The sequence below is a fragment of the Variovorax sp. VNK109 genome, from assembly GCF_049445855.1.
Taxonomy (GTDB): Bacteria; Pseudomonadota; Gammaproteobacteria; order Burkholderiales; family Burkholderiaceae_C; genus JAGOCV01.
Genome location: NZ_JBMSDV010000001.1, coordinates 439,369 through 465,371 on the forward strand (window position 1 = coordinate 439,369; position 26,003 = coordinate 465,371).

Below are 26,003 nucleotides of genomic sequence, written 5' to 3' on the forward strand. Positions count from 1 at the left end.
TCGCCCTCAGCGGTAATACGCCTCGACCTTGCCCTTGAGCTTGATCAGCAGCGGCTGGCCCTTGCGGTCGAGCGTCTTGCCCGAGGGCACCTTGATCCAGCCTTCGCTCAAACAATATTCCTCGACGTCGAAGCGCTCCTTGTCGTTGAAGCGGATGCCGATGGGATGTTCGAAGACGGCGGCCACGTGGTGCGGGCTTCGCGGGTCCACCGACAGGTGGTCCGGCAGCGGTGGGCGTTCGGTGGCGGGGGAAGCGGCGGCGGTGTCTTGCGGTTCGGTCATGCAGTCTGTGTTCAGGCGGGTTGTGCGGTCTTCTCAGCGGCGGCTTCGGGCGCGGTGACGCCCATGCGGTCGAGCGCAGCGGCCAGATGGGCCACGGTGCGGTCCACGTTGTGCCACTTCTCCAGGCCGAAGAGGCCGATGCGGAAGGTCTTGAAGTCTGCCCCTTCGTCGCATTGCAGGGGCACACCAGCGGCGCTCTGCACGCCTTCGGCGATGAATTTCTTGCCGGACTGGATGTCCGGGTCGCTGGTGTAGCTCACCACGACGCCGGGGGCCTTGAAGCCGTCGGCGGCCACGCTGGCGAAGCCGCGGCTCTCGAACAACTGGCGCACCTTGCGGCCGAGTTCTTCCTGTTCGGTGCGGACCTTGGCGAAGCCGTAGGCCTGCGTTTCCTTCATGACCACGGCCAGACGCGTGAGCGCGTCGGTGGGCATGGTGGCGTGGTACATGTGGCCACCGCCTTCGTACGCTTCCATGATCTGCAGCCACTTCTTGAGGTCGCAGGCGAAGCTGCTGCTCGTGGTGCCGTCGATAGCTTGCCGTGCACGCTCGCTCATCATCACCATGGCGCAGCAGGGCGAGCTGCTCCAGCCCTTCTGCGGCGCGGACACGAGCAGGTCCACGCCCGTGGCTTGCATGTCCACCCACATCGCGCCGGACGCGATGCAGTCCAGCACGAACAGGCCGCCCACCGCATGCACCGCGTCGGCCACGGCGCGCAGGTAGCTGTCGGGCAGGATCATGCCGCTGGCGGTTTCGACATGCGGCGCAAACACAACCGCAGGCTTCTGCTGCGCGATCGTGGCGACCACTTCGTCGATGGGTGCCGGCTGCCAGGCGGCCGTTGCGCCTTGCGCCACCTTGCGGGCCTTGAGCACGGTGGACGCCGCGGGGATGTTGCCCATCTCGAAGATCTGGGTCCAGCGGTAGCTGAACCAGCCATTGCGCAGCACCATGACGTTCTTGCCGGTGGCGAACTGGCGCGCCACGGCCTCCATGCCGAAGGTGCCGCTGCCGGGCACGAGCGCGACAGCATGCGCCTTGTACACGTCCTTGAGGATCGAGGAGATGTCGCGCATGACGCCCTGGAAGTTGCGTGACATGTGGTTGAGCGCGCGGTCGGTGTAGACCACCGAGAACTCGAGCAGGCCGTCGGGGTCGACGTTGGGCAGCAGTCCGGGCATGAGGGCCTCCTTGTTAGCGAAAACGGGGAACCGCGCAGCTTAGCACCGACGCAAAGCCATGCGCACAGGGGGATTACCCAGCAGGCATGCGGCTATTTCAGCAGGCCGACGTCTTGCAGCGTGTCGCGCAGTTCGTTCGCGAAACGTTCGTAGCCTTTCGCGTTGGCGTGCACCTGGTCGGACCGCAGCGACGAGTCGCCCAGCACGCGCGACCAGCCCTTGGCATGCAGGGGCACCTGCATCTCGGTGGCGACGCTTTCGTACAGCGCATGGTCGCTGAGCGAACTCGTCACCGCCGACATGATGTTCAGTGCGGGCACCGCCACCAGCAGCACCTGGGCGCCCGCGTCCTTGCATTGCTGGCAGATGGCGCGGAGGGTGGCGCGCGTGTCGGCCTCGGGCTTTTTCTGCAGGAAGTCGTTGCCGCCCGCGCAGACCAGCACGAGCGCGGGCTTGTGCTCCTGCAACAAACCGGGGGTGCGTTCGAGGATCTGCGCGGCCGTCTCACCGGTCACGCCGGCGTTGACGACATTCCAGCCCGTCAGGCGCGCCAGCACCGTGGGGTAGCTGGTCTCGGGCGTCGCGCCGTAGCCGAAGGTGAGCGAATCGCCCAGCGCGAGCACTGTAGCGCCGGCGGGCACAGCCTGCATCTTCGGGCCCTTGCGGCCGCAGGCGGCGAGCAGCGCGGCGGACGAAGCGGCCAGGCCCATGCCGAGAACCCGGCGGCGGCTGGGGCAATCCGTCACCTCAGGCCTTCAGCACGTCAAGCAGCCACTTGTTCATGTCCGCCACTTCTTCCATGCACACGGTGTGCGGCATGTCGTACTCGTGCCATTCGACGCCGTAGCCCAGCGCGCGCAGTGCGTCGCGCGAAGCGACGGCGCGGGGCAGCACGATCATCGGGTCTTGTCGGCCATGCGCGAGGAAGATGCGCGTGTTGGCGTTGGCTTCGCTGCGTTCAGCCGCCGTGAGCGTGGCCAGCGGCAGATAGCCGGACATGCCGAGGATGCCTGCCAGCGGCTCTGCGTGGCGCAGCCCGACCATGAGCGACATGGCGCAGCCCTGCGAGAAGCCGGCGATCACGATGCGGCTGGCCGGCATGCCGCGCTGCTTCTCGCGCGCGATGAGCGCTTCGATGGCGGCCTGCGACTTGCGCAGCCCGGCTTCGTCTTCCTGGCTGCGGTCGTGCGCGATGTCGTACCACGCAGGCATGACATAGCCATTGTTCATGGTGACCGGGATGTGCGGCGCATGCGGGAAGATGAAACGTACGGGGCCGACGGCGGACAGGTCCCACTCCTGCGCGATGGGCACGAAGTCGTTGCCGTTGGCCCCCAGGCCGTGCATGACAAAAATGGTGGCAACCGGGTTGGGTGCGGTTTCGATCTCGATGGCGTCAAGCATGGCTGTTCAGGAGCGTCCGGAAGCGTTCAGGGGAAAAGGAGTTCCGAGCATAGCGGCTCAACGCTTTCGCGTGGATGACGGGCTTTTCCTGCGTGGGGTCTTGGGTGGCGCGTTGGCGATCTGCACGATCTGCTGGCGCAGCCAGACGATGCCCGGGTCGCTGGCCGCACGCGCGTCCCAGCACAGCATCGACTGGTACTTGGGCAACTCGAAGGGCAGCGGCGCGATATCGAGCTGGTCCGCATGCGCGATGGCGACACGGCGGCCGAGCACCGCCGCATGATCGCTGTGGCCCAGCTGGTGGATGATCTGCCCGAAGCTTGTCACCGCGAACTGCGCGTTGCGCTGGCGGCCTTGCCTGGCCAGCAATTCGTCGATGGTGTTGTCCAGCACGGACGAACCGTAGCCCAGGAAGATCTGCGGCGTCTCGCAGAACATGTCCACGGTGAGCTTTTTCTTCGCCAGCGGATGGCCCTTGCGGCGTGCGTAGACATAGCTGTCTTCGTAGAGCACATGCGTTTCCATGTCGCGCGGCATGACAAGGCGCGCGACCACCGCCACGTCCAGGTCGCCCCGCCCCAACCGCTCCTGCAACGACCACGAACCCGTGGGCTCCCACACGATGCGGATGCCCGAGCCGCAGGCCGCCAGTGTCTGCCCCAGCGGTGCGAGGAACAGGGCACTCGCATGGTCCGAGCCCGCGATGCGGAACACGCGCGTCGATGTCGCGGGATCGAACGCCTGCTCCACGTCGAGCAGCGCTGCGATGTCCGCCAGCACCTTCTCCACCTGCGGCGCGAGCGCCTGCGCGCGCACCGTCGGCAGCACGCCGTGCGACGTGCGCGTGAAGAGCGCGTCGCCGAACGTCTCGCGCAGCCGGTTGAGCGAAGCGCTCACCGCAGGCTGGCTGAGGAAGAGCCGGTCCGCCGCGCGCGACACGCTGCGCTCGCGCATCAACGCGTCGAACGTGCGCAGCATGCCGATGTCCAGGCTGCGGATATCACGCTGATTCATATCTCATATCCAAATATTCGAATTGTTCTCGCGGGTGGGTAACCATAGCATCCGCGTGTTCGCCCTTACTACAAATTCCGGAGACAAACCATGATGAATCGCAGAGAAGCCCTCATTACGTCCGCAGCCGGCCTGGCCTCGCTGGCGGCACCTTCCGTGTTCGCACAGACCGCGGCCGCGCCCTTCCCCAACAAGGTCATCCGCATCGTGCCGTTCGGCACCGCAGGCGGCCCCATCGACACACTGGCGCGCGTGTATGCCGACAAGCTGCAGGCACGCTGGGGCCAGCCGGTCATCATCGACGCCAAGCCAGGCGCAAGCGGCATCATCGCGGCAGACTTCGTCGCCAAAGCAGCACCGGACGGCCACACCGTCTTCTTCACGCTGCCGCTCACGCATGTGAACGTACCCATCCTGCAAGCCAAGGTGCCCTACGACCCGTTCAAGGATTTCTCGCCGCTGTCGATGCTCGCCACGGGCGGCCCGATGCTGGTGGCGCGCGCCAATGCGCCCTACAACAACCTCAAGGAATTCGTCGCCTACGCCAGGACGCAGAAGAGCCTGAGCTACGGCACCTGGGGCAATGGTTCGTCGGCGCACCTGTTCGGTGAACTGCTCAAGCGCCAGAGCGGCACGGAACTGATCCACGCTGCCTACAAGGCCGAAGCCGCCGTGCACAACGACCTGTTCGGCGAAGCGCTCGACTTCGCGTGGGCGAACCCTTCCACCGCGCGCGGTCACATCCAGGCCGGCAAGATGAAGGCGCTGGGCGTGGCCGGCACGCGCCGCGTGTCCGCGCTGCCCAACGTGCCCACGTTCGCCGAGCAGGGCTTCCAGGGCTTCGACGTGGACAGCTGGATCGGTGTGTTCGCACCGGCAAAGACGCCGCAGCCCATCGTCGAAGCGTGGACGGCCGCGCTGCGCGAAACCACCCGCATGCCTGACGTATCGGCGCGTCTGTCGGCCTTCGGCTTCGAGCCGCTGGGCAACACGCCGCCCGAGTTCGTGCAGATCTTCAAGGCCGATTACCCGCGCGTGGCCGAACTCATCAAGGCTGCGGGCGTGACTGCCGACTGAGTCGCGCCACCCCAAGGAAAAACACAACCATGAACAACAGAATCCCGGACGCCGTCGTTTCAGAAGTTGCGGGTGAATCGCCCCGGCGCGTCATCCCGATTTCGGTGGACACGGGCACCGCCTACGGCATGCCCAAGCCCACGTACCGCAAGGAGCTGACCGAGGTCGGCCAGGGCACGCCCATGGGCGAGCTGCTGCGCCGCTACTGGCACCCCATCGGCCTCGTCTCGGACGCGACGGACACGCCCGCCAAGGTGCGCGTGCTGGGCGAAGACCTCATCCTGTTCCGCGACAAGACGGGCCGGCCGGGCCTCGTGCATCCGAACTGCGCGCACCGTGGTTCGTCGCTCTACTACGGCAAAGTGGAAGAGCGCGGCATCCGCTGCTGCTACCACGGCTGGCTGTTCGACGTGCAGGGCCATTGCGTGGAGCAGCCGTGCGAGCCCGGTGGCGGCAAGGCGCGCGACAAGGTGCGCCAGCCCTGGTACCCGGTGGAAGAGCTGTACGGCCTCATCTGGGCCTACATGGGCCCGCCGGAGAAAAAGCCCGTGCTGCCGCGCTACGAATGCCTGGACGTTCTGGACGAAGGCGAATTCCTCGAAGCCAATGCCAACAGCATCGGCGGCGGCGGCCCGGCGGTCATCCCCTGCAACTGGCTGCAGCACTACGAGAACCTGGTCGACCCCTTCCACGTGGTCATCCTGCACTCTTCGTTCAGCGGCACGCAGTTCGTCGAACAGATGGCGCTGATGCCCGAGGTGAAGTGGGACGTGCAGGAACACAGCGTGCGCACGCTCTCCACCCGCAAGCTGCCAGACGGCAAGACGTTCCGCCGCATCAGCGAAGCCGGCCTGCCGACGCTGCGCGTGATCCCGAGCCCGCGCGTGGGCAAGTACGGTCGCGTCGAATCGCTCGGCTGGGTGTTGCCCATCGACGATCACAGCTTCCGCATCTACGTGGTGGGCCGTGTGACGGAGGCAGGCGAACTCGCGAAGATGCGTTCGCGCTTGGGCGGCAAGCTGTGGGAAGAGCTCACGGAAGAAGAGCATCGCCAGTTCCCCGGCGACTACGAAGCCATGGTCAGCCAGGGCGCCATTGCCAGACATTCGGAAGAGCATCTGGCCACCACCGACCGCGGCATCGTGATGTTGCGCCGCCTGCTGCAGAAGCAGCTGGAAGCGGTCGCCGAGGGCCGTGACCCGGCCGGCGTGAGCTTCGACCCGGACGCACCGCCCGTGCGCTTCTCGGCGGGCAACTTCCTGGAGGATTGAGCCGGTGGACGCAGCGCTTCAGGACAAGAATGGACAGGTCGCGGGACAGAACGTGGCGGGCAACGTCGATTTCCAGGTGAAGCTGGCAAAGAGCGGCCGGCTGGTGCCGGTGCTCAAGGACCAGAGCGTGGTCGATGCGCTGGCGGCATGCGGCGTGATGGTGGAGACCTCGTGCGCGCAGGGCGTGTGCGGCACCTGCCTCACCCGCGTGCTGGAAGGTGAGCCCGAGCACTGGGACATGTTCCTCACGCCCGAGGAACAGGAGAAGAACGACCAGTTCCTGCCCTGCTGCTCGCGCTCCAGAAGCCCGGTGCTGGTGCTGGACCTCTGAGGCGGGCTCCGGAAAAGCAAAAAGCGGCCCGAAAGGCCGCTTTCTTGTTGCCGGCCGTGAAGGCCCGGGCAGGTTCGCTCAGCGCGAAGACGTGGGCGCCGGACGACCCGGCAGGTGGCGGAACATGATCCGGCCCTTCGTCAGGTCGTAAGGGGAAAGTTCCAGCGTCACGTTGTCACCCGCGATGATGCGGATGTGGTTCTTGCGCATCTTGCCGCCGGAATACGCCACGAGTTCGTGGCCGTTTTCCAGCGTCACGCGGTAACGTGAATCCGGAAGCACTTCGGACACGCGACCGCGCATCTCAATCAGCTCTTCTTTTGCCATTCAGCTCGGGCTCCCTTTCGTGAGAGCCATCAAAAAAGTGGGTTGCAGGGCCCGAAAAGGCAAACCGCGCCCTTTCAGAAAACCCGGTATTGTACGGCGCGAGGCGGTTTTTGTCGACCGCCTCAGGCGGCCAGCGCCATACGCCGGGGCACCCCCAGCCGCGCCGGAGAAACGTATTCCTGGCGGTAGATTTCGAATGGCATGGTGTCGGCCGTCTCGATGGCCTTCTGGTCCTGCACGGAACGGGCGCCCAGGGCCTCGAAATGCGCCTGGTCGGCGCCGCTCCAGGGCAGGGCCAGCAGGCTGGCCTGTGTGGCGGCGGACTGCGCCTGCACGAAGGGCAGGAAGCCGTTCCCGTGCGCCTGCGCCATGCGGGCCAGCACGCGGGCAGAAGGCAGGCTGTCCGGGTCGGCCAGACCCTGCCGGGCGGCACCGACGGCGTCCGAATACGCGCTGCCGCCCTGGCCGGCATCCAGCTTTGCGGCGATCAGGGCACACCCTTGCAGGAGTTCATCGGCCCAGTCGGCCAGCGGCACCTGGGCACCGCCGCGCTCCAGTTTCAAGCCGGGCTCGCGCCCACGCGCCGCCGTGCGGTGCTGGTTGCGGCCGATTTCGGCGATTTCCGCCGGCGAATCGTCAGGGCTGTCGGCCAGCAGGCAATGCAGCAGGAACACGTCGAGGAAGCGCATGGTGCGGGCATTGATGCCGACAGGCTCGAACGGGTCCAGGTCCATCAGTCGCACCTCGACGTATTCGACGCCCCGCTCGCGCAGCGCATGCAACGGCCGCTCGCCGGAGAAGATGGTGCGCTTGGGACGGATGGTGCCGTAGAACTCGTTCTCGATCTGCAGCAGCGAGGTGGCCAGCTGGTTGTAGTCGCCGCCGGGGTTGCGGATGCCCACGGCTTCATACGCCGGGTACGGCCGCGTCAGCGCGTCGTGCAGCGACGCGGCATAGCCTTCGAGGTTGTTGTAGCTCACCGCGAGCGAGGCCTGCGCGTCGCTCTGATAACCCAGCCTGCCCATGCGGAGCGACGTGCCATGCGGCATGTACATGGTGGCCTCGCCCAGGCTTTGAAGCCCATGGTCGCGCCCGCCCACGAAGTCGGACGACAACGCGGGGGATGCGCCAAAGAGGTACAGCAGCAGGAACGCATTCCGCCTGAAATTGCGGATGAGCCCGAAATATTCCTCATTGCCCACGCCGGGCAGCGACCAGTTGTAGTGGATGCCCGAGATCGTCTGCATGCGCCGGCCATACCGATGGCCCAGGCCCATGCGGTACACGCTCTTGGCGCGCCCCACATTGGACGAGCCGTAACGGCCCAGCGGGATCGTCTCGTCCGTCGGCAGGCGGCTGGGCATGCTGCTGACCCAGAGCATCTCGTCGCCTTGCTCACGCAGCGTGCGATAGGTGAACTGGTGGATGCGGGTGAGTTCGTCCAGGCAGGCCTGCACGTCCTTGTGCGCACCGGTGATCAGCTCGAGCTGCGACTCACTGTAATCGGTGGTGATGAACGGATGCGTGAGCGCGGAGCCCAGCGCGAGCGGGTGCGGCGTGAGCGCGAGCGTGCCATCGGGCGTGGCGCGCAGGCTCTCCTTTTCGATGCCGCGGCGCATGCCGTCCAACCTTTCGGTGGACAGGGCTCCCAGCTTCTCCGTGATGCTTGTCATTGTGTGTGGCAACTCTCGTGTGGGGCGCAAGTTACCACGCTTGGCGGCATCAGGCAGCGGGCTGCCTCAATTGGCCGCCGGGGCGGGCTGGAATTCCTGCGGTTCCGTGCAGACGAAGCCCGCTTCGTCAGGGCTTACCCGGGGTGGCTTTCACATCCGTGAAACCTCTTTCACGGATGTGAAAGATCGGGCCGGAAGCATTGAATGCACACCGTGTCCTTTCGATACTCGCTTTCAACCAAAGGTGAAGGACATGTACAAAAGCATTCGAATCGACAAGGCCGGCCCGGTGTGGCGCGTGGTGCTGAACCGGCCCGAGGTGCGCAACGCGCACGACCTGGAAATGTTCCGCGAACTGATCGATGCATTCGATGAAGTCGAAAACGACCCCGAATGCCGCTGCGCCGTGCTCACGGGCGAAGGCGACTTCTTCAGCGCGGGCCAGGACCTGCGCTTCACGCGAAGCGCAGACGCCCTGGCCATCGACGCGTATGGCCGCGCCAACGTGGGCGCACGCCAGCGCATCCAGCGCAACTTCAAGCCGGTGGTGGCAGCCATGAACGGCCCGGCCATCGGTGGGGGCGTGTATCTGGCGACGGCCTGCGACCTGATCGTGTCGGTGGACACGGCATTCCTGCAGATGCGCGAGATCCAGGCAGGCAACCACGCGGGTGGCGCATTCCTTTTCACCGTGGGCCGCGCACGTTCGCTGGAGCTTTCTCTGTTGGGCCGCCGCATCGCTGCGCCGCAGGCCGAAGAATGGGGGCTGATCAACCGCAGCGTGCCGGCCAGCGAGTTCCAGGCCGCGGTGGACGACTACGTGAACGCGCTGCTCGAGTTGCCGCCGCTGGCGATCCGCTACACCAAGAGCGCCACCAACCTTCTGCTCGACATGGCGGGCTTCTCCACGCACTCGGAAGCCAGCGGTCCGATGCAGCGCTACCTGAGCCTGAGCCCGGACGGGCGCGAAGCCAAGCGCGCTTTCCAGGAAAAGCGCAAACCCAACTTCACCGGTGCGTATCCGCGCGCGGCGGACGAGGCCTGACGCGATGGCACAGGCACTGAACGGCATCCGCGTGCTGGACTTCAGCCACGTGCTGGCGGGGCCCATCGCCACGAACTACCTGTGCATGCAGGGTGCGGACGTGGTGAAGGTGGAATCGGGCAAGGGCGACACCATGCGCAACTATGGCGGCGAATCGCACGCCGAAGGGCTGGGGCCGTCGTTCGTTTCGGTCAACACGGGCAAGCGTTCCATCGTGCTCGACCTCAAGAAGCCGGAGCACCTGGCGGTTGCGCGCAAGCTGGTGGCATGGGCCGATGTGGTGGTGGAGAACTTCCGCCCCGGCGTGATGGAGCGGCTGGGTCTGGGCTACGAGGCCTGCCGGAAGATCCGCGCCGACATCGTGTTCTGTTCGGTGTCGGGCTTCGGCCAGTCGGGCCCGCTGAAGGCGAACCCGGCGGTCGACCAGATCATCCAGAGCATGTCGGGCCTGATGAACCTCTCGGGCGAGCCTGGCAGTCCGGCCATGCGCATCGGCTTTCCGGTGGTCGACACCTTCACCGGCATGCTCGCGTCGCTGGCCATCGTCACGGCGCTGCTGCATCGCGGGCGCACCGGCGAAGGCCAGTTCATCGACGTGGCGATGATGGACGCCGCGATGGTGATGATGGTTTCGGTCGCCGGGCCGTATCTGGTCGCCGGCGTGAAGCCCGTCAAGCAGGGCAACCTGGGCTACAGCAAGGCGCCCACCGCCGACACCTTCCCTACTGCGGACGGCGAGATCACCATCGGCGCGATAAGGCAGGACCAGTACGAGATGCTGTGCAAGGTCATCGAACGGCCGGATCTCGTCATCGACGCGCGCTTCGCCGACCGCGGCTTGCGCCGCAAGAACGCCGCAGCGCTGCGAGCCGAAGTGATCGACGCTTTCTCATCGCGCACCGCGCTCGAGTGGGAACAGTTGCTCAACGATGCCGGCGTCGCCGCAGGCGCAGTGCGCAACCTGTGGGACGCCTTCGCACATCCGCACCTCCAGGCACGCAAGCTCACGCTGCCGGTCCAGCTCCCCGGTGAGGCGGCCCAGGCCGGCAACGAAGCCCGTGTGCTGAATGCCGGCTTCGTGCTGGGCCATGACAACCCCGGCACGGACAAACCGCCTCCGCGCCTGGGCGAGCACTCGCGCGAGATCCTGCAGGAACTCGGCTACCGGCAGACCGAGATCGACCGCCTGCTGGCCGAGCCCGCGGAACAGCATTGACAACCCATCCAACGCAAACCGATAAAAGGAGACAAGCATGGACAAGAGACATTTCCTGCGCATCGCAGGCGCCGCACCGGCCGCACTGGCACTCGGCTCGCTCGCGCCCTTCGCGCGACTCGCGCAGGCCCAGGCCTATCCGGCGCGGCCGATCCGCCTGGTGGCACCGTTTGCCGCCGGCAGCACCAGCGACACGTCGGCGCGCTTCATCGCGCAGCACCTCACCACCGCGCTCGGCCAGGCCGTGGCGGTGGACAACCAGCCGGGCGCCGACGGCCGCCTGGGCATGATGGTCGCCAGGAACGCACCGCCGGACGGCTACACGCTCGTGCTGGGCAGCTGGACGAACCTGGCCGTGAACCCGGTCCTCATCAAGGACCTGCCCTATGACCCGGTGAAGGAATTCAAGCCCGTGGCCGGCATCGGCCGCAGCATGCTGGGCATCTGTGTCTCGGGCCAGTCGGAAATCAAATCGCTCAAGGACCTGATCGACGCCGCGAAGAAGAAGCCCAAGGGCCTGAACTTCGGCAACTTCGGCACGGGCTACCGCCTCGCAACGGAATGGTTCTCGCAGCTCGCCGGCATCCAGTTCACGCACGTGCCCTACCGCACCACCAGCCAGATGAACACCGACCTGGCCGGGCGGCAGATCGACGTGGCCATGGACGGCGTGACCTCGCTCACGCCGCTGCTCAAGTCGGGCCAGTTGCGCATGCTGGCGGTGACGGGCGACCAGCGCCACACCGAGTTTCCGGATGTGCCGACGGTGAAGGAAACCTTCCCCGAGTTCTCGATCTACGGCTGGTCCGCGCTGATGGTGCGCAGCGAAGTGCCCGACGACATCACCGAAAAGCTGGCGGACGAAGTCGAGAAGATCCTTGCCTCCGCAGATGGCCGCGATTTCGCACGCAAGGTCGGCTCCCAACTGCTTTCGCGCAAGACCGGCGAGATGCGCAAGTACCAGACCGAGCAGATGGCCATCCTCAAGCGCGTGGCCGATGCGGCGGGCATGAAGCCCGAGTGACGCGGCAAGACGATGCAGTCAGCGAGGCGCGGCCGCCACGAACTTCTGCGGGAGCGCTTCCATGTGCTCGCGGTGCAACGCCACCAGGCGGTGCAGTGCCTGCACGTACCGCTCTCGATGGCTGCGCAATGCGGCGATGCGGCCACCCAGGCCGATGACCATGGGTGGCTGGTGCGAAGGCGCCGCCAGCAGCGCGGCGATGATGCCCGAGCCCGGCGTGAACAGGCCCTCGCTCACCGCGTAGCCGCGCTCGCGGCACACGTCGAGCTTCGCGACCAGGTCATTGAAGCGGATCTGCCGCGAGGCCGGCTCCTGCGCGTTGACGCGGCTCACCAGCGCCCGCAGTTCGGTCTTCGACTTGAGCGTGAGCACGACCTGCCCCATCGCCGAGCGCAGCAGCGGCCGCAGCGCGCCGGTGGCGACGTCGGTGTGGCCGGTGGCCTCGTTGCCCTTCACCACGTGGATGTACTGCATCTGCAACCCGCTCTGGATGCCGAGCACGGCGGTGCAGCCGGTCTCGTCACGCAGCGAATACATCAGCCGCACGATGGTGCCGTCGGACAGCAGCGCGTCGTTGACCCAGATGCCCAGCAGCGCGGCGCGCACCGTGGGCACGAAGGTGCGGTCGGTGCGCGAGTAGTCGAGATAGCCGAGATCGCGCAGCGTACCGAGCAGCGCAAAGGTGCTGGAGGCCGGGTAATCCAGCGCATCGCAGATCTGCGTGAGCGTGGCCGGCGCGCGGCGCTGCGCGAAGAACTCGAAGACCTCGACGACGCGTTGCGCGGATTTGACGGGGGTTGCCATGCGCGCAGCTTACGTGCGGCGTCGCGCTTTCACATGCGTGAAATCCCGGCGCAAACCAATTCATCACATCACCCAAGTTTTACCAAGGAGTTGTTTCCATGAAGTTCGGAACCATCGCACGCGGCGCAAAAGGCAATGACGCCGTGCCCGTGCTGTTCGACGCGGCTGGCGTCTTCGATCTGCGGGCGGTCTGTGCGTCGCTGGCCACACCGGTTGGCGGCTTCGGGCCGGCACAGGCCGGGACGTTGTCGATGCTCGATCTCATCGCCGCCGGCGACGGTGCGCACGCACTGGGCCGGTATGTGTCGCAGAACGCAGCGGGGCTTGCCGCCGCCCTCGTGCCGCAGGCCGACGTGAAGCTGCTCGCTCCCATTCCGCGCACGCCGCGCAACGTGTTCTGCCTGGGCCGCAACTACGCGGATCACATCCAGGAGGACAACGTCTCCCGCGACAAGGCCACGCCGCTGCCCGAGTACCCGCAGTTCTTCACCAAGCCCTCCTCGGCCATCGTGGGCGACGGCGCAGGCATCCGCTACGACGAGCGCGTGACGAAACGGCTGGACTATGAAGTGGAACTGGCCGTGGTCATCGGCCCCGGCGGGCGAGACATCACGAAGGCCGACGCAATGAAGCATGTCTTCGGCTACACCATCGTCAACGACGTGACCGCGCGCGACCTGCAGCGCCGCCACGACCAGTGGTTCAAGGGCAAGGGCCTCGACACGAGTTGCCCCATGGGACCATGGATCGTCACGGCCGATGAAATCACCGACCCGCACGCGTTGAATATCGCTCTGTCGATCAACGGCGAAGAGCGCCAGAACGCCACCACCGGCGACATGATCTTCCGGATTCCGGAGACGATCGAATCGCTGTCGGCCGGTCTCACGCTGGAGCCGGGCGACGTGATCGCCACCGGCACCCCCTCGGGCGTCGGCTACGCGATGAACCCGCGCCGCTTCCTGGCGGCGGGCGACGTCATCGAATGCCGCGTCGAAGGCATCGGCAAACTCACCAACACCGTCTTCGCGGCCTGAGCCGGCTCATTCATCGCGCCCGGTCTCCTTGCGGTAGAGGCCGGGCAGGAAGTGCTCGAACAGGCCGACTTCCTCGATGTTGTGGCGCAGCCAGGCGATGCCGCGTGCATGGTCGAAGCCGAAGCGGCGCATGAGCGGCGTCACCAGGCGCTGCACGCCTTTGCTGCCGCCGATGATCAGGCAGTTGTCGTACTGCGTGCCGCCTTTTACCTGCTTGAAGGTGTATTCCATGCGCGCCAGGCCGGGGATGCCGTGCACGCGCGGGTTGTGGATGAAGCCCTGCTCGTCGAGCTTCTCGATGTCGGACACGACATTTACTTCATACGCGCGATTGCCGCCGAGATACTCGCGCAGGCGGATCTGCGCGCCGGGGCCGACGCTGCCGTCCGGCAGGCGGCGCGCGTAGCTGGCGTGCACATGGTCGTGCGGGTGCCATGCGCGGTAGCGGTTGATCCGGCGGCCATCGATCTCGATGTCGCCTTCGAGGTGGGTGAACCACCAGTGCAGCATGCGCGGCGTCACGCCCTTGATGACTTCATGACGGATCCAGTAGCAGGCGCGGCCGTCCGGCAGTTCGGTCGCGCCGCAGCGCGCGGTGGACATGGGCTTCATGGGCCAGGGCAGGAGTGCGGGCTCGGCCGGTCTGGCCCGGCTGGCAGGGTAGGCGGGCATGTCCGCGGTCGGGTCGAGGGTGAGTGGCAATGTGGCGTCCATGGTGCATTCCTTCAATGTGTATAGCGTTTACTATACATTTCATGCTTTAAATGTCAAGCAACTGCTATACACTTTATCCATGAGCGAAGACACTTCTGCACGGGATGCCCGGCGCCGCGGCCCCGTGGCGCACAAGCACATCGACATCCTCTGGACTGCCGCGCAGTTGTTTGCACAACGCGGCATCGCGCAGACCAGCACGCGCGAGATCGCCGCCGCCGCAGGCACGACCGAGCGCACCCTGTTCAAGCATTTCGGCAGCAAGGACGGCCTGACACGCGCGGTGATCGATGAAGCCGTGCTGCCGCACCTGGTCCCCGCCTCGCTGGAAGGATTGCGACAGGCCGTGCAGGCGCATCAGGGCGATCTGGCGGCATGGCACGCGTCGCTGCTTCGCGCGAGGAGCGTGGCCCTGGCCGAAGCGCCCGAACTCACGCGCCTGCTGCTGGTGGAGCTGCTGCGCGACGAAGCCCTTCGCGCGCGTTTCGCGAGCCAGTGGCTGGTAAACCTGTGGGAGCCGCTGCTCGCGTTCTTCACACGGCTGCAGCGCGACAAGCGCATCGCCCGGGACATGCCGGTCGATGCACTGGCGCGCATGTTCCTGTCACTGAACGTCGGTTATCTGGTCGGTCGCCACGTGCTCGCGACAGGCCTGGACTGGGACGATGAAGCGGAGATCGGTGCGATCAGCCGCCTGTTCGCGCGCGGTTGCGCGCCGGGCTGAGCCGGCTGCACAGGAGCGCGCTCAGCCCAGTGGCCGCGCGAAGATCAGCATCAGCGCGATCGCCACGCCGATGAGGAAGTTCGCGTCGATCAGCCCCGCAAGCAGGAATACGCGCGACTGCATCGGCTCGATCATCTCGGGCTGGCGCGCCGCGCCCTCGAGAAAGCGGCCTCCGACGTTACCGATAGCCAGGCACGAGCCGATGGCGCCCAGACCGATGATCAGTCCGCAGGCCAGCGCGATGGCAGCGATGTCACTCATGATGTTTCTCCTTGCAGGTCGTTGAACATGGTTTCATGGTGCGCGCGACGGTGCTGGCAAACAATGACCTGGGACGTTATGTCCTATGTCAAGGTCCGGGGTCATGAGGCATCATCCGCTCAGAGACAGCAATGCATATGGCATGCGAACGACCATGATTTCCCACGACCGGCGCTGGTGGCAGTGCATCCGCTTCATGAAGCCGGGTGCTGCATTCCTCATCCTCACCCTGTGCGCTCCGCTGGCCATGGCGCAAACCCGGCGGTTCGAGGACAGCATGGCCCAGCGCATGCTCGCCTGCGCGGCCTGCCATGGCGCGCAGGGCCGCGCCGCTGCCGACGGCTACTACCCGCGCATTGCCGGCAAGCCTGCCGGCTATCTCTACAACCAGTTGCTCAACTTCCGCGACGGCCGTCGTCACTATGGCCTGATGACGCGGCTGGTCGACCCCCTGACGGATGAGTACCTGTGGGAGATCGCGCAGTACTTCGCGGCGCTCGACCTGCCCTACCCCGCGCCACTGCCGCCCACCGCCCCGGCCACGCAACTGCGGCGCGGCGCAGAACTCGCCCAGCGCGGCGACGTGAAGCTCGGCGTGCCGGCCTGCACCGCCTGCCACGGCACGAAACTCACGGGTGTGGCGCCCAACATTCCCGGCCTGCTGGGCGTGCCGCGTGACTACATCAACAGCCAGCTCGGTTCGTGGAAGGCACGTGAACGCAAGGGCCACGCGCCGGACTGCATGGCGCAGATCGTGGACCGCATGAATGCCGACGACATCTCGGCGGTGTCGGCCTGGCTCAGCGCGCAGCCGCTGCCTGCCGACACGCATCCCGCGCCGGCGATGACCGCAGCCTTGCCGATGGCCTGCGGCAGCGCCTTGGCGCCCACGCCGGGTGCATCGAGGCCCCCTGCCAGCGGAGCGCGGCGATGAGCATGTCGACGCAGACCGTCGCGCCGGCGCGTCGCCGCGTCTGGCTGTTCGTGCTGGGCACGGTGGCCCTGCTCTGCCTCGCGTTGCCCGCTGCCGTCTGGTACCTGAACGTGAAGGGCGAGGAAGCCATTCCCGCCACCGGCGCAGTCGCCGCGCCAGCCAGTGCGGAGACCGTCGCGCGCGGCGCCTACCTTGTGCGCGCGGGCAACTGCATGGCCTGCCACACCGCACGCGGCGGCATCGAAGGCGCGGGCGGCAAGGGCATCGAGACGCCGTTCGGGGTCATCTACGCGAGCAACCTCACGCCCGACGACGACACCGGCCTGGGACGCTGGAACAGCGCCGAGTTCTGGCGCGCCATGCACCACGGCCGCTCGAAGGACGGCCGCCTGCTTTACCCCGCTTTTCCCTACACCAGCTTCACGCAAGTCACCCGGGAAGACTCGGATGCGATGCATGCGTACTTGCGCACGCTGCCGCCCGCAGCACAGGCGAACCGGGCGCACGACATCGGCTTTCCCTACAACACGCAGGCAGCGCTGGCCGTGTGGCGCGCGCTTTACTTCCGTCCCGGTCGCTTCGAGCCGCAGCCGCAGCAATCGGCCGAGTGGAACCGCGGTGCGTATCTGGTGCGAGGTCCCGGTCATTGCGCGGCCTGCCACACCGCGCGCGATACGCTGGGCGGCACGCGCGGCGCGGCGCTCGACCTGGCGGGCGGAATCATCCCCATGCAGAACTGGTACGCGCCCGCGCTCACTTCCGGCGACGAAGCCGGGGTGGCGCACTGGCCCAGGGAAGACGTGGTCGCGCTCCTGCGCACCGGTACGTCGCCGCGCGGCCAGGCCACCGGTCCCATGGCCGAAGTGGTGCAGCACAGCACACAGTACATGAGCGAGTCCGACCTGTCTGCAATGGCGGCCTACCTGCAGGCCCTGCCCCAGCACGCGTCACCACCACCTCCTTCGCGCCCTGCGCCCACCGCAGCGCAGCAGGCACGGGGCGCCCGCATCTACGCGAACAATTGCGCGAATTGCCATGGCGTCGACGGCGAAGGTGTGCCCGGCGCGTATCCGCCGCTCAAGGGCAACCGCACCGTCACCATGGCGAACGCCGCCAACGTGATCCAGACGGTGCTGTACGGCGGCTTCAGTCCCGCCACGCCGGGCAACCCGCGTCCTTACGGCATGCCACCGTACGTGCTGGCGCTCAGCGAGGAAGACATCGCCGCCGTGGCCACGCACATCCGCAGCCAGTGGGGCAACCAGGCACCGCCGGTGACGGCGCTCGACATCACGCGCGTGCGCAGCGGCAACGCACGCTGATGGAACCCATGTCCGGCGCCGACCTGGAACCCTTGCGCGTGCTGCATGCGGACGACGCCTTGCTGGTGTTCGACAAGCCTGCGGGCCTGCTCTCCGTGCCCGGGCGTGGCGAAGACAAGCAGGACTGCCTGAGCGCCCGCGCGCAACGCGCCTACCCCGACGCACTCGTGGTGCACCGGCTCGACATGGCGACCAGCGGCATCCTCGTCATGGGACGGGGCGCGGAGATGCAGCGGCGCCTGTCCATCGCATTCGCCGGGCGCGAGGTGCGCAAGCAATACCAGGCCGTCGCGCACGGCATGTTGCATGGCAGCGGCGACGGCTGGCAGCTAATCGACGCCGCCATCCTGCTCGACTGGCCGCGCCGGCCGTTGCACATCATCGATGCGGCGCACGGCAAACCGAGCACGACACGCTGGCGCGTCATCGAAACCATGCCCGGCGGGAAGGCCACGCGCGTCGAACTCGAACCCGTCACCGGACGCACGCACCAGTTGCGTGTGCACCTGCAGCACATCGGTCACCCGATCCTCGGGGACAGGCTGTATGCGCCGCCGGATGTGCAAGCCCTGTCACCGCGCCTGCTGCTGCATGCGTGCGCGCTGGAGATCGCGCACCCCGCCACGGGCAAGGCCATGCGGTTCACGAGCGACGTGCCGTTCTGAAGGCTGAAAGGCAATGCAGGAACTTCGCATGCCCCGCCTGCCTCAGACCGCGAATGGCGTGCAGTCCGCGCGCCGCCCCCGAGGAGCCGCCATGCCCGCCTTCCCCATTTTTCGCGCTCGCGCCCCGCTGGATCCGGCGTCCGCGCTCACCAGCCGACGCGCGATGACGGTCGCACTGGTGGCCGCGCCCGCCCTGCTGCTCGGTGTGCGGGCGCAGACGGGCAAACGCGTCCTCACGCCTTCCCAGACCGAAGGCCCGTTCTACCCGGTCGAGCTCCCGCGCGATGCCGACAACGACCTGCTGGCCAATGGCAGGCTGCGCTACACCGGCGGCAAGCCTGCATGGCTGGGCGGCGAAGTGGTCGACACTGACGGCCGCCCCGTGCGCGGCGCGGTGGTCGAGATCTGGCAGTGCGACGAGGACGGTCACTACCATCACCCCGGCGACGGCAACCGCGCAAGCCCCTCGTTCCAGGGCTTCGGCAGGATGCAGGTGGCCGCCGACGGCAGTTACCGCTTCCGGACCATCCAGCCGGTGCCGTATTCCGGCCGCACGCCGCACATCCACATGAAAGTGAAGCTCGGCACGCGCGAACTGCTGACCACGCAGATCTACATCGCCGGGCATCCGGGCAACGAGCGCGACTTCGTCTGGCGCAACCTCGGCGAAGCCGGCCGTTCGGCGGTGACGGTACCGTTCGCACCGGGCAAGGACGGCCTCGCCGCACACGCGCCCATCGTCGTGAACGCGTGATCACGTGATCACGTGATCGGCCGATCGCCGCGCTAACATGCGCCGATGCACAACCAACACCTCTACATCCTCACCGGCGCGTCGCGGGGCATGGGCCTGGCCATCGCGCAGCAACTCGTCCAGCCGGGCCATGTGATCCTGGGCATTTCGCGTCGCAGCAACAACACGCTCGCATCGCAAGCGGCTTCCGCCAACGTGAAGCTCGAGCAGTGGGAGCAGGATCTCGCGCTCGGCGAAGCCGCCTCCGCGCGCCTGTCGGCCTGGCTGAGCACGCAGGACGCGAAGGCCTTCACCTCCGCCACGCTCATCAACAACGCCGGCGTCATTCCGCGGATCGCGCCGCTGGCCGACAGCGACGCGGCAGACCTCGCCAACGCGCTGCGCGTGGGGCTGGAAGCGCCGATGCTCATGAGCGCGGCATTCCTGCACGCGACGAAGGACTGGCCCGCCGCGCGCCGGGTGCTCAACATTTCCTCGGGCCTCGGCCGTCGCGCGATGGCGTCGCAATCCGCCTACTGCGCAGCCAAGGCGGGCATGGACCACTTCACGCGATGCCTTGCGCTGGACGAAGCAGCGACGCCCAACGGCGCGAAAGTGTGCTCGCTCGCGCCCGGCGTCATCGACACCGATATGCAGGAGCAACTGCGTGGCGCCGACGCGGATGCGTTCCCGGATCGCGCAAATTTCGTGAACCTCAAGACGCAGGGCTCGCTGACGTCGGCGGAAGATGCGGCCGCGCGCATCCTGAAGTTCCTGGCCCGGCCCGATTTCGGCCAGAACCCGGTTGCCGACGTGCGGGACGCGTAGACCGCGCTGCGGCCTTCAGCCGCGTACCACGAGCACGGGCAAGGTGGTGTGCGAGAGCACGCGCTGTGTCACGCTGCCCAGCAGCAACTTCTCGATGCCGTGGCGGCCGTGCGACCCCATGATGATGAGGTCCACGTCGTCGGCCGCCGCGGCCTCGAGCACGCCTTCGTGCACCGCATGGCCTTCGACGACGCGCTGCGCACAGGGCACGCCTGCTGCTTCGGCCACACCGCTGGCCTGCGCAAGCGACTGTTTCGCACTCGCCGTGGCCGCCGCCTGGTATTCAGTCTGGCCGTAGGCGTAGTCCGCGCCGATGCCGGCAAAAGGATATTGGTCGATCACATGAACCGCGGTGACCTTGCCATCGAACACCTTGGCAAGTTCGATGGCCTTGTCCATGGCGAGCAATGCGGTGGAAGAGCCGTCGACCGGAACGAGGATGTGCTTGAACATGGCGGTCTCCTTGTCGCAGCGTGTGCGCTGCAGCGCCACTTTACGGGCGTGCCGCGTCCGGGCGCTGTAGGACGCGATCCTTTTCAGTCCAACCCTGGAAGCCGCCCGCGCGGCAGGTCAGCACCAGCGTGTCGCGATGCGCGTCGTCGCCGGTCGGCTGGATCGGCGTGGATTCGTGGATCACCCGTTCGTCGTCCAGCAACAGCAGCGACCATGGCTCGGCGAGCGTGAAGCGCTGGCCGTTCGGGCCCGCCGCTTCGAACACACGCGTCTCGCCGCCCTTGATGTGATGCCGCGCCAGCAGGAACACGGCCACCAGGTCGACGCCGTCGCGATGCGCGCCTTCGGGCGTGGGCCGGCCGATGCCGTCCGTCGTGTCGATGCGGAACTGGTGCGCCTCCACGTACCACGGCTGCGTGCCGCGCAATGCCGATGCGCTGCGGCCGAGTGCACGAAGCAGTTGCAGCCAGTCGGGCGCGGCCGCGTCGGCGTCCTTCATCGGTTCGAACCAGCGCTGCATGCCGCCGTGCAGTGCGTTGTATTCCACCGGCTGCCAGTGCGCGCGATGCGGTGACCGCGTGACGGTGTCGCCATCCACGACGAAGCAAGAGTGGCGGCGGCGGCGATAGCGCCCGCCGTCCTTCAGGTAGTTGTCGGGCGGCAGGTCTTCCCAGCCCGGCAGCAGCGCCTGCAGGCCCCCGGCTGTGCAGCCGGACCAGGCGCGCACGCCTGCGGCATCGAGCACGGCGTAGCCGCGCGAGCGCAATTCGTCGTCAGTGGAAGCGGCCGCGACGACGGGCGGCGGGAACAGGTCGGGCATGCCCCCGATTGTTACTCGACTTTCACGCCCTTCCAGAAGGCCACACGGCCACGCACCATGTCAGCCTCGGGTTTGGGGTCGGCGTAATACCAGGCGGCGTCGGTGTTGAGTTCACCGTTGACGAGCAGCGAGTAGTAGCTCGCCTTGCCCTTCCACGCGCAGGTGGTGCTGTGGTTGCTGAAGGTCACGTAGTCGCGGTTGAGCGCGCTCTCGGGGAAGTAGTGGTTGCCTTCCACCAGCACCGTGTCGTCGCTCTCGGCGATGACGGCGCCGTTCCAGGTTGCTTTCATGATGTTTCTTTCGGAATCGTCCGGTTCAGGTCCTTGGGTTCACACGGGCGCATCGAGCCAGTGCACGCTGAAGCGCTCGTCCCGGTCGGTCCAGACGGGGCCCGGCGTGAAGCCCGCTTCACGCGCGATGGCCTGCAGGCCGCTCACGGTGAACTTGTGCGAGTTTTCGGTGTGGATCGTCTCGCCCTGCTCGAAGCTGAAGCGTTCGCCCGCCAGCTGCACCTGCTGCCGGCGGCGGCTGACCAGGTGCATCTCGATGCGCTGCAGCGGCGAATTGTAGAAGGCCCCGTGGTCGAATTGCGCGAGGTCGAAGTCGGCACCGAGTTCGCGATTGGCACGTGCCAGCAGGTTCAGGTTGAACGCGGCCGTGACGCCCTGTGCGTCGTTGTAGGCTGCGTGCAGCGTGGCCGGGTCCTTCACCAGGTCGGCCCCGAGCAACAGTGCACCCCCCTTCAGCACGCAGGCCGCCATGCGCAGGAAGGCTCTCGCTTCGTCGGGTGTGAAGTTGCCGATGGTGGAACCGGGGAAGAAGCCGACGCGTCGGCCGGCCGGCTTCGACGGTGCTGCAACCGGCAGCGACAGGCCACGCGTGTAGTCCGCCACCACGGGCACGACATCCAGGCCGGGATAGTCGTGGCGCAGCACGTCGGCCGACGCCTGCAGGTGTTCACCCGAAATGTCGATGGGCACATAGCGCGCGGGCGCGTCCATCGCGTCCAGCAGCAGCCGCACCTTGTGCAGCGAGCCTGCGCCGAACTCCACGAGCTCGGCACCCGGACCCATGCGCGCCGCCATCTCGTGGGCGTGCTGCTTCAGCAACGCGACTTCGGTGCGCGTGGGGTAGTACTCGGGCAATTCGCAGATGCGGTCGAACAGTGCCGAGCCCTGCGCGTCATAGAAATACTTGGGCGAGATGCTGCGCTGCCGCGCGCGCAGGGCCTGCCGCATGTCGTGCATGAAGGCGGCCCGGGCAAGGCTTTCGTCGTCGTTGGGCGCGCCGTCGGCGGATGCAGCCGTGTAGTCGGGCTCCAGCAAGGTTCTGGTGAGCATGTTTCGTCCTTTTTTGTGAAAGCGCCGGGGAAGCGCCGCTGGTGTGTGTTGTCGAAAAGGATGTCGCCTAGTCGTCTTTCGCGAGCCGGATGCCGCTGAACTGCCAGCGCGCCGAAGGCGGGAAGAAGTTGCGGTACGTCGTGCGGGTATGGCCTTCGGGCGTGGCAAGGCTGCCGCCGCGCAAGATCATCTGCCCCACCATGAACTTGCCGTTGTATTCGGCCACCGCGCCGGCCAGCGGCTTGAAGCCGGGATACGGGTCGTACGACGAACGCGTCCATTGCCAGGCATGGCCGGTGAGCTGGCGCATGCCCTCCATGCGGCTTGCGGTTTCCCACTCGAACTCGGTGGGCAGGCGCGCACCGGCCCATTCGGCATAGGCGGCGGCCTCGTAGAAACTCAGGTGCATCACCGGCGTGAGGGGATCCATCGGACGGACACCGTTCAGGCCAAACACATGCCATTGCGTCGAAGCGGGCACGCCGGAAAGACGTGGGTCTCCCGCAGGCACCCAGTACAGCGGCGCCTGCCAGTTCTGGGCTTGCACCATCGCCCAGCCGTCGGACAGCCAGAGCGAAGGACGCCGGTAGCCGCCATCGGCGACGAACTGCGCGTATTCGCCGCACGTGACCAGCCGGTCCGCCATGCGGAAGGGCTGGAGCAATACCGGATGGCGGGGTGTCTCGTTGTCGAACGCAAACTCCTCGCCTTCGTGGCCCACGCGCTGCACGCCGCCGGGGTGATGCAGCCATCCGATCGGCTCGCACGCCTGCGCCAGGCGCAACGAAGGCGACTCCATCGGCTCATAAGCGGGCAGCAGCGGGTTGCACGAGAACGCATGCAGCAGGTCGGTCAGGATGAGTTCCTGGTGCTGCTGTTCGTGATGCAGGCCCAGCGTGATGAGCGGCGCCACACGCTTCCACACATCGGCCTCGCATTCCTGCAGCAGCTTCTGCACGGCGGCGTCGACATGCGCGCGATAGGCCAGCACTTCATCCAGCGAAGGCCGTGTGAGCAGGCCACGTTGCGCGCGGGTGTGACGCGGGCCGAGCGATTCGTAATACGAGTTGAAAAGGTAGAAGAAGCGCGTGTCGTACGGACGATAGTCCGGCATGTGCGGGCGCAGCACCACCGCCTCGAAGAACCAGGTGGTGTGGGCCAGATGCCATTTCACCGGGCTCGCATCGGGCATGGACTGCACGTTCTGGTCTTCAGCCGACAGCGGCGCGGCGAGCGCCAGCGTGTGGCTGCGCACGCGCACGTGGCGCGCGGCGAGATCGGCAGCCAGCGAGCCGATGGCAGGAGCCCTCGCGGCAGCGCTGCCGTGTGGCAGCAGATCGGATTCGAGCAGCGATGCGGTCATGGTCGACGCCTCCTTGCGCCACTGTCGCGTTGGCAACGTGCAGGTGTGGATTGCCACGCTACCATGCGCCCCTGCCTGACACAACTGACAAAACCAGTGGAGACACTTTCATGACAACGCTCACCAATCACCAGATCCGCCTCGCTTCGCGCCCGCAGGGTTTGCCCGTGGAGGCGAACTGGCAGCGTTCGCAGGAGCCGGTGGCGCAACCTGACGAAGGCGGCGTGCTGGTGCAAACCCTCGCCCTCTCGCTCGACCCGGCCATGCGCGGCTGGATGAACGAAGGCAAGAGCTACATCCCGCCGGTGGGCATCGGCGAAGTCATGCGTGCGGGTGGCGTCGGCCGCGTGGTGGCGTCGCGCAATCCGGCGTTTGCCGTGGGCGACGCGGTGTATGCCTCGCTCGGCGTGCAGGAATACGCGCTCATCCCCGCAGCCGAGGTGCGTCGCAGCGGCCTCGCGAAAATCGACCTGCGCGCGGGGTCGCTCACGCAGTGGCTCAATGTGCTCGGCATGCCGGGCATGACGGGTTACTTCGGCCTGATGGACGTGGGCGTGCCCAAGGCCGGAGAAACGCTGGTGGTTTCCGGCGCGGCCGGCGCGGTCGGCCAGACCGTCGGTCAACTCGCGAAGATCAAGGGCCTGCGCGTCGTCGGCATCGCCGGCGGCCAGGCCAAGTGCGACTGGGTGGTGAAGGAGCTCGGCTTCGACGCCTGCATCGACTACAAGGCCGGCGACGTGAGGGCCGGCCTGAAGGAGTACTGCCCCTCGGGCGTGGACATCTACTTCGACAACGTGGGCGGCGACATCCTCGACGCCGTGCTCGCACGCATCAACCGGAAGGCGCGCATCGTCATCTGCGGTGCGATCAGCCAGTACAACAACACGACGGCCGTGCAGGGCCCCAGGAACTACATGAGCCTGCTGGTGAACCGCGCGCGCATGGAGGGCATGGTGGTGTTCGACTATGCCGACCGCTACCCGCAAGCGATCGCCGAACTGGCCGGCTACCTGAGGGACGGCCGCATGAAGAGCCGGGAAGACGTGGTGGAGGGGCTGCAATCGTTTCCCGATGCCTTGCTTCGCCTGTTCAGTGGCGCGAACTTCGGCAAGCTGGTGCTGAAGGTCGCGGACTGAGTTCACGGGGCGACCGGCCTCAGGCCAGCCGCATCGTTTCGCCATCGAACACGACGCGCGCGCCCGTGCTCACCGGGTTGCTGCGCTCCACCGTGCGGGTGCTGCCGTCGTCCATGCGCACGCGAACCTGGTAGACCGTCACCGTCTTCATGTTCTTCTCGATGGCGTTGCCGGCATAGCCGCCGCCGACCGCGCCCAGCACCGTCATCGCTGCGCGGCCATTGCCGCCGCCGACCTGGTTGCCGAGCAGGCCGCCGACCACTGCACCACCCACGGCGCCGACGCCGCTGGGCTGCTGCGCGCGCTTCACGGCAGCGACAGATTCGACGACGCCGCACGAAGCACACACGGCGGCCGGCGCAGGCGCCTGTGTGGAAGCAACAGGCCTGGAAGATGACGGGCGCACGGGCGCAGGCTGGCTCGCCTGGGCCACGGCGGGTTGCTGCGAAGTGGCCTGCGCGGCGGGCGACATCACCGGGGCGGTGCCCTGCGCTGCAGCCATTTCAGCCGGTGTGCCGGAACGCGCTTCCGTCCTGTTGACCACGAGCGTGGCTGCGAGCGCCAGCACCGTCAGGGCGAGCACTGCCAGCACGGGAATCAGTGCCTTGCTGTGACGGAGGCGATCGGACAGCGGCATGATCGCCTGCTCGCCGGGAGAAAGATGATGGGGCTGGTTCGTCGTATTCATGAGGAGGATCCTTCGTTGTCAGACCACGAGAGCAGCGGCCACAGCCGGCACCACGAACATCACGACCGCGACGCCTGCGAACGCCAGTTGCTGCGCGTGCTGCAACCAGACGGCACGACCGCGCTCGACGGCTTCGTCGCTCGGGTCCGGGGACTTGTCAGCACGCTGCGGTCCAAAGCCCGAGTGGCGATAGTAGGCCTGCTGGTACAGCCGCTCGAAATCGTGTTCGGTAGTCTGCATGTCGTCGTCCTTGCCGTCTGAAAACGGGATGGGACATTTGTAACGCCACGCTTCGGAAGCAGATGCAGGACGGCGCTCGAACTGGTTGTAGGA

The 26,003-nt window shown here is 66.9% G+C and carries 30 protein-coding genes and 1 pseudogene; 14 read left to right on the top strand and 17 right to left on the bottom strand.

Annotated elements, in window-relative coordinates:
- Nucleotides 1-6: 6 nt before the first annotated feature.
- The 5 genes from ACO2Q9_RS02040 to ACO2Q9_RS02060 all read right to left on the bottom strand — a co-directional run bounded on the left by ACO2Q9_RS02040 (nucleotide 7) and on the right by ACO2Q9_RS02060 (nucleotide 3,884).
- The gene (locus ACO2Q9_RS02040) at nucleotides 7-282 is read right to left on the bottom strand and encodes a DUF3297 family protein (RefSeq protein ID WP_423307800.1); all 276 of its coding nucleotides are present in this window, start codon (nucleotides 280-282) and stop codon (nucleotides 7-9) included.
- An 11-nt stretch (nucleotides 283-293) separates the two neighbouring features.
- Entirely contained in the window at nucleotides 294-1,466 is a 1,173-nt protein-coding gene (locus ACO2Q9_RS02045) for an aminotransferase class V-fold PLP-dependent enzyme (RefSeq protein ID WP_423307802.1), read from the bottom strand.
- A gap of 92 nt (nucleotides 1,467-1,558) precedes the next feature.
- Nucleotides 1,559-2,176, bottom strand: coding sequence for a lipoprotein (locus ACO2Q9_RS02050; RefSeq protein ID WP_423307804.1), 618 nt, complete (start codon nucleotides 2,174-2,176; stop codon nucleotides 1,559-1,561).
- Nucleotides 2,177-2,213: 37 nt separating this feature from the next.
- Nucleotides 2,214-2,870 carry an alpha/beta hydrolase gene (locus ACO2Q9_RS02055; RefSeq protein ID WP_423307806.1) on the bottom strand — a complete coding sequence of 219 codons (657 nt, stop codon included), beginning with the start codon at nucleotides 2,868-2,870 and terminating at the stop codon, nucleotides 2,214-2,216.
- A 57-nt stretch (nucleotides 2,871-2,927) separates the two neighbouring features.
- Entirely contained in the window at nucleotides 2,928-3,884 is a 957-nt protein-coding gene (locus ACO2Q9_RS02060; RefSeq protein WP_423307808.1) for a LysR family transcriptional regulator, read from the bottom strand.
- Nucleotides 3,885-3,974: 90 nt separating this feature from the next.
- Between ACO2Q9_RS02060 and ACO2Q9_RS02065 the strand changes: the two genes are divergently transcribed.
- The 3 genes and pseudogenes from ACO2Q9_RS02065 to ACO2Q9_RS02075 form a co-directional block, all read left to right on the top strand.
- Nucleotides 3,975-4,961, top strand: coding sequence for a Bug family tripartite tricarboxylate transporter substrate binding protein (locus ACO2Q9_RS02065; protein WP_423307810.1), 987 nt, complete (start codon nucleotides 3,975-3,977; stop codon nucleotides 4,959-4,961).
- 29 nt (nucleotides 4,962-4,990) lie between these two features.
- On the top strand, nucleotides 4,991-6,232 hold the full coding sequence (locus ACO2Q9_RS02070; RefSeq protein ID WP_423307812.1) for a Rieske 2Fe-2S domain-containing protein: 1,242 nt from the start codon (nucleotides 4,991-4,993) through the stop codon (nucleotides 6,230-6,232).
- Nucleotides 6,233-6,302: 70 nt separating this feature from the next.
- A pseudogene (locus tag ACO2Q9_RS02075) lies at nucleotides 6,303-6,563 on the top strand (2Fe-2S iron-sulfur cluster-binding protein); the annotation flags it as partial.
- Between the two features lie 78 nt (nucleotides 6,564-6,641).
- Here ACO2Q9_RS02075 and infA read toward each other — a convergent pair.
- Both infA and gshA read right to left on the bottom strand, forming a co-directional pair.
- Nucleotides 6,642-6,890, bottom strand: coding sequence for a translation initiation factor IF-1 (gene infA / locus ACO2Q9_RS02080; protein WP_423307814.1), 249 nt, complete (start codon nucleotides 6,888-6,890; stop codon nucleotides 6,642-6,644).
- A 122-nt stretch (nucleotides 6,891-7,012) separates the two neighbouring features.
- Nucleotides 7,013-8,563 (bottom strand): glutamate--cysteine ligase, encoded by a 1,551-nt coding sequence (gene gshA, locus ACO2Q9_RS02085; RefSeq protein WP_423307816.1) that lies wholly within the window; start codon nucleotides 8,561-8,563, stop codon nucleotides 7,013-7,015.
- A 253-nt stretch (nucleotides 8,564-8,816) separates the two neighbouring features.
- Between gshA and ACO2Q9_RS02090 the strand changes: the two genes are divergently transcribed.
- The 3 genes from ACO2Q9_RS02090 to ACO2Q9_RS02100 are packed head-to-tail and all read left to right on the top strand — an operon-like array spanning nucleotide 8,817 to nucleotide 11,848.
- The gene (locus ACO2Q9_RS02090) at nucleotides 8,817-9,608 is read left to right on the top strand and encodes an enoyl-CoA hydratase/isomerase family protein (RefSeq protein WP_423307818.1); all 792 of its coding nucleotides are present in this window, start codon (nucleotides 8,817-8,819) and stop codon (nucleotides 9,606-9,608) included.
- A 4-nt stretch (nucleotides 9,609-9,612) separates the two neighbouring features.
- The gene (locus ACO2Q9_RS02095; protein WP_423307820.1) at nucleotides 9,613-10,824 is read left to right on the top strand and encodes a CaiB/BaiF CoA transferase family protein; all 1,212 of its coding nucleotides are present in this window, start codon (nucleotides 9,613-9,615) and stop codon (nucleotides 10,822-10,824) included.
- A 37-nt stretch (nucleotides 10,825-10,861) separates the two neighbouring features.
- Nucleotides 10,862-11,848, top strand: a complete 987-nt coding sequence (locus ACO2Q9_RS02100; protein WP_423307822.1) for a Bug family tripartite tricarboxylate transporter substrate binding protein — start codon at nucleotides 10,862-10,864, stop codon at nucleotides 11,846-11,848.
- Nucleotides 11,849-11,866: 18 nt separating this feature from the next.
- Here the strand turns inward: ACO2Q9_RS02100 and ACO2Q9_RS02105 are convergent, their stop codons facing one another.
- A complete protein-coding gene (locus ACO2Q9_RS02105) occupies nucleotides 11,867-12,652 on the bottom strand; it encodes an IclR family transcriptional regulator (protein ID WP_423307824.1) in 786 nt (261 codons plus the stop codon).
- Between the two features lie 98 nt (nucleotides 12,653-12,750).
- On the opposite strand from ACO2Q9_RS02105, the gene ACO2Q9_RS02110 reads away from it, so the two are divergent.
- The gene (locus ACO2Q9_RS02110; protein WP_423307826.1) at nucleotides 12,751-13,689 is read left to right on the top strand and encodes a fumarylacetoacetate hydrolase family protein; all 939 of its coding nucleotides are present in this window, start codon (nucleotides 12,751-12,753) and stop codon (nucleotides 13,687-13,689) included.
- 6 nt (nucleotides 13,690-13,695) lie between these two features.
- On the opposite strand, the gene ACO2Q9_RS02115 is transcribed toward ACO2Q9_RS02110, so the two are convergent.
- Nucleotides 13,696-14,403, bottom strand: coding sequence for a DAPG hydrolase family protein (locus tag ACO2Q9_RS02115; RefSeq protein WP_423307828.1), 708 nt, complete (start codon nucleotides 14,401-14,403; stop codon nucleotides 13,696-13,698).
- Between the two features lie 79 nt (nucleotides 14,404-14,482).
- Between ACO2Q9_RS02115 and ACO2Q9_RS02120 the strand changes: the two genes are divergently transcribed.
- The gene (locus ACO2Q9_RS02120) at nucleotides 14,483-15,127 is read left to right on the top strand and encodes a TetR/AcrR family transcriptional regulator (RefSeq protein ID WP_423307830.1); all 645 of its coding nucleotides are present in this window, start codon (nucleotides 14,483-14,485) and stop codon (nucleotides 15,125-15,127) included.
- Nucleotides 15,128-15,148: 21 nt separating this feature from the next.
- On the opposite strand, the gene atpE is transcribed toward ACO2Q9_RS02120, so the two are convergent.
- The gene (gene atpE, locus ACO2Q9_RS02125) at nucleotides 15,149-15,388 is read right to left on the bottom strand and encodes a F0F1 ATP synthase subunit C (RefSeq protein ID WP_423307832.1); all 240 of its coding nucleotides are present in this window, start codon (nucleotides 15,386-15,388) and stop codon (nucleotides 15,149-15,151) included.
- 142 nt (nucleotides 15,389-15,530) lie between these two features.
- Between atpE and ACO2Q9_RS02130 the strand changes: the two genes are divergently transcribed.
- The 5 genes from ACO2Q9_RS02130 to ACO2Q9_RS02150 all read left to right on the top strand — a co-directional run bounded on the left by ACO2Q9_RS02130 (nucleotide 15,531) and on the right by ACO2Q9_RS02150 (nucleotide 19,870).
- Nucleotides 15,531-16,322, top strand: a complete 792-nt coding sequence (locus tag ACO2Q9_RS02130; RefSeq protein WP_423307834.1) for a c-type cytochrome — start codon at nucleotides 15,531-15,533, stop codon at nucleotides 16,320-16,322.
- Nucleotides 16,323-16,324: 2 nt separating this feature from the next.
- Nucleotides 16,325-17,644: a c-type cytochrome gene (locus ACO2Q9_RS02135; RefSeq protein ID WP_423309890.1), complete on the top strand. Its 1,320-nt coding sequence runs from the start codon at nucleotides 16,325-16,327 to the stop codon at nucleotides 17,642-17,644.
- 8 nt (nucleotides 17,645-17,652) lie between these two features.
- Nucleotides 17,653-18,309, top strand: a complete 657-nt coding sequence (locus ACO2Q9_RS02140) for an RluA family pseudouridine synthase (protein ID WP_423307836.1) — start codon at nucleotides 17,653-17,655, stop codon at nucleotides 18,307-18,309.
- A 163-nt stretch (nucleotides 18,310-18,472) separates the two neighbouring features.
- Nucleotides 18,473-19,063, top strand: a complete 591-nt coding sequence (locus tag ACO2Q9_RS02145) for an intradiol ring-cleavage dioxygenase (protein WP_423309892.1) — start codon at nucleotides 18,473-18,475, stop codon at nucleotides 19,061-19,063.
- A gap of 45 nt (nucleotides 19,064-19,108) precedes the next feature.
- Nucleotides 19,109-19,870 carry an SDR family NAD(P)-dependent oxidoreductase gene (locus tag ACO2Q9_RS02150; protein WP_423307838.1) on the top strand — a complete coding sequence of 254 codons (762 nt, stop codon included), beginning with the start codon at nucleotides 19,109-19,111 and terminating at the stop codon, nucleotides 19,868-19,870.
- Between the two features lie 15 nt (nucleotides 19,871-19,885).
- Here ACO2Q9_RS02150 and ACO2Q9_RS02155 read toward each other — a convergent pair whose 3' ends face one another.
- The 5 genes from ACO2Q9_RS02155 to egtB all read right to left on the bottom strand — a co-directional run bounded on the left by ACO2Q9_RS02155 (nucleotide 19,886) and on the right by egtB (nucleotide 23,846).
- Entirely contained in the window at nucleotides 19,886-20,323 is a 438-nt protein-coding gene (locus ACO2Q9_RS02155) for a universal stress protein (protein WP_423307840.1), read from the bottom strand.
- A 40-nt stretch (nucleotides 20,324-20,363) separates the two neighbouring features.
- The gene (locus tag ACO2Q9_RS02160) at nucleotides 20,364-21,143 is read right to left on the bottom strand and encodes a 2OG-Fe dioxygenase family protein (protein ID WP_423307842.1); all 780 of its coding nucleotides are present in this window, start codon (nucleotides 21,141-21,143) and stop codon (nucleotides 20,364-20,366) included.
- Nucleotides 21,144-21,154: 11 nt separating this feature from the next.
- Nucleotides 21,155-21,433 carry a DUF427 domain-containing protein gene (locus ACO2Q9_RS02165; protein WP_423307844.1) on the bottom strand — a complete coding sequence of 93 codons (279 nt, stop codon included), beginning with the start codon at nucleotides 21,431-21,433 and terminating at the stop codon, nucleotides 21,155-21,157.
- 39 nt (nucleotides 21,434-21,472) lie between these two features.
- The gene (egtD, locus tag ACO2Q9_RS02170) at nucleotides 21,473-22,468 is read right to left on the bottom strand and encodes an L-histidine N(alpha)-methyltransferase (protein WP_423309894.1); all 996 of its coding nucleotides are present in this window, start codon (nucleotides 22,466-22,468) and stop codon (nucleotides 21,473-21,475) included.
- Between the two features lie 82 nt (nucleotides 22,469-22,550).
- A complete protein-coding gene (gene egtB, locus ACO2Q9_RS02175; RefSeq protein WP_423307846.1) occupies nucleotides 22,551-23,846 on the bottom strand; it encodes an ergothioneine biosynthesis protein EgtB in 1,296 nt (431 codons plus the stop codon).
- Between the two features lie 110 nt (nucleotides 23,847-23,956).
- On the opposite strand from egtB, the gene ACO2Q9_RS02180 reads away from it, so the two are divergent.
- Nucleotides 23,957-24,982 (top strand): NADP-dependent oxidoreductase, encoded by a 1,026-nt coding sequence (locus ACO2Q9_RS02180; RefSeq protein WP_423307848.1) that lies wholly within the window; start codon nucleotides 23,957-23,959, stop codon nucleotides 24,980-24,982.
- A gap of 19 nt (nucleotides 24,983-25,001) precedes the next feature.
- On the opposite strand, the gene ACO2Q9_RS02185 is transcribed toward ACO2Q9_RS02180, so the two are convergent.
- Both ACO2Q9_RS02185 and ACO2Q9_RS02190 read right to left on the bottom strand, forming a co-directional pair.
- On the bottom strand, nucleotides 25,002-25,670 hold the full coding sequence (locus ACO2Q9_RS02185) for a glycine zipper 2TM domain-containing protein (RefSeq protein ID WP_423307849.1): 669 nt from the start codon (nucleotides 25,668-25,670) through the stop codon (nucleotides 25,002-25,004).
- A gap of 18 nt (nucleotides 25,671-25,688) precedes the next feature.
- Nucleotides 25,689-25,910, bottom strand: coding sequence for a hypothetical protein (locus ACO2Q9_RS02190; protein WP_423307850.1), 222 nt, complete (start codon nucleotides 25,908-25,910; stop codon nucleotides 25,689-25,691).
- Between the last annotated feature and the right edge of the window lie 93 nt (nucleotides 25,911-26,003).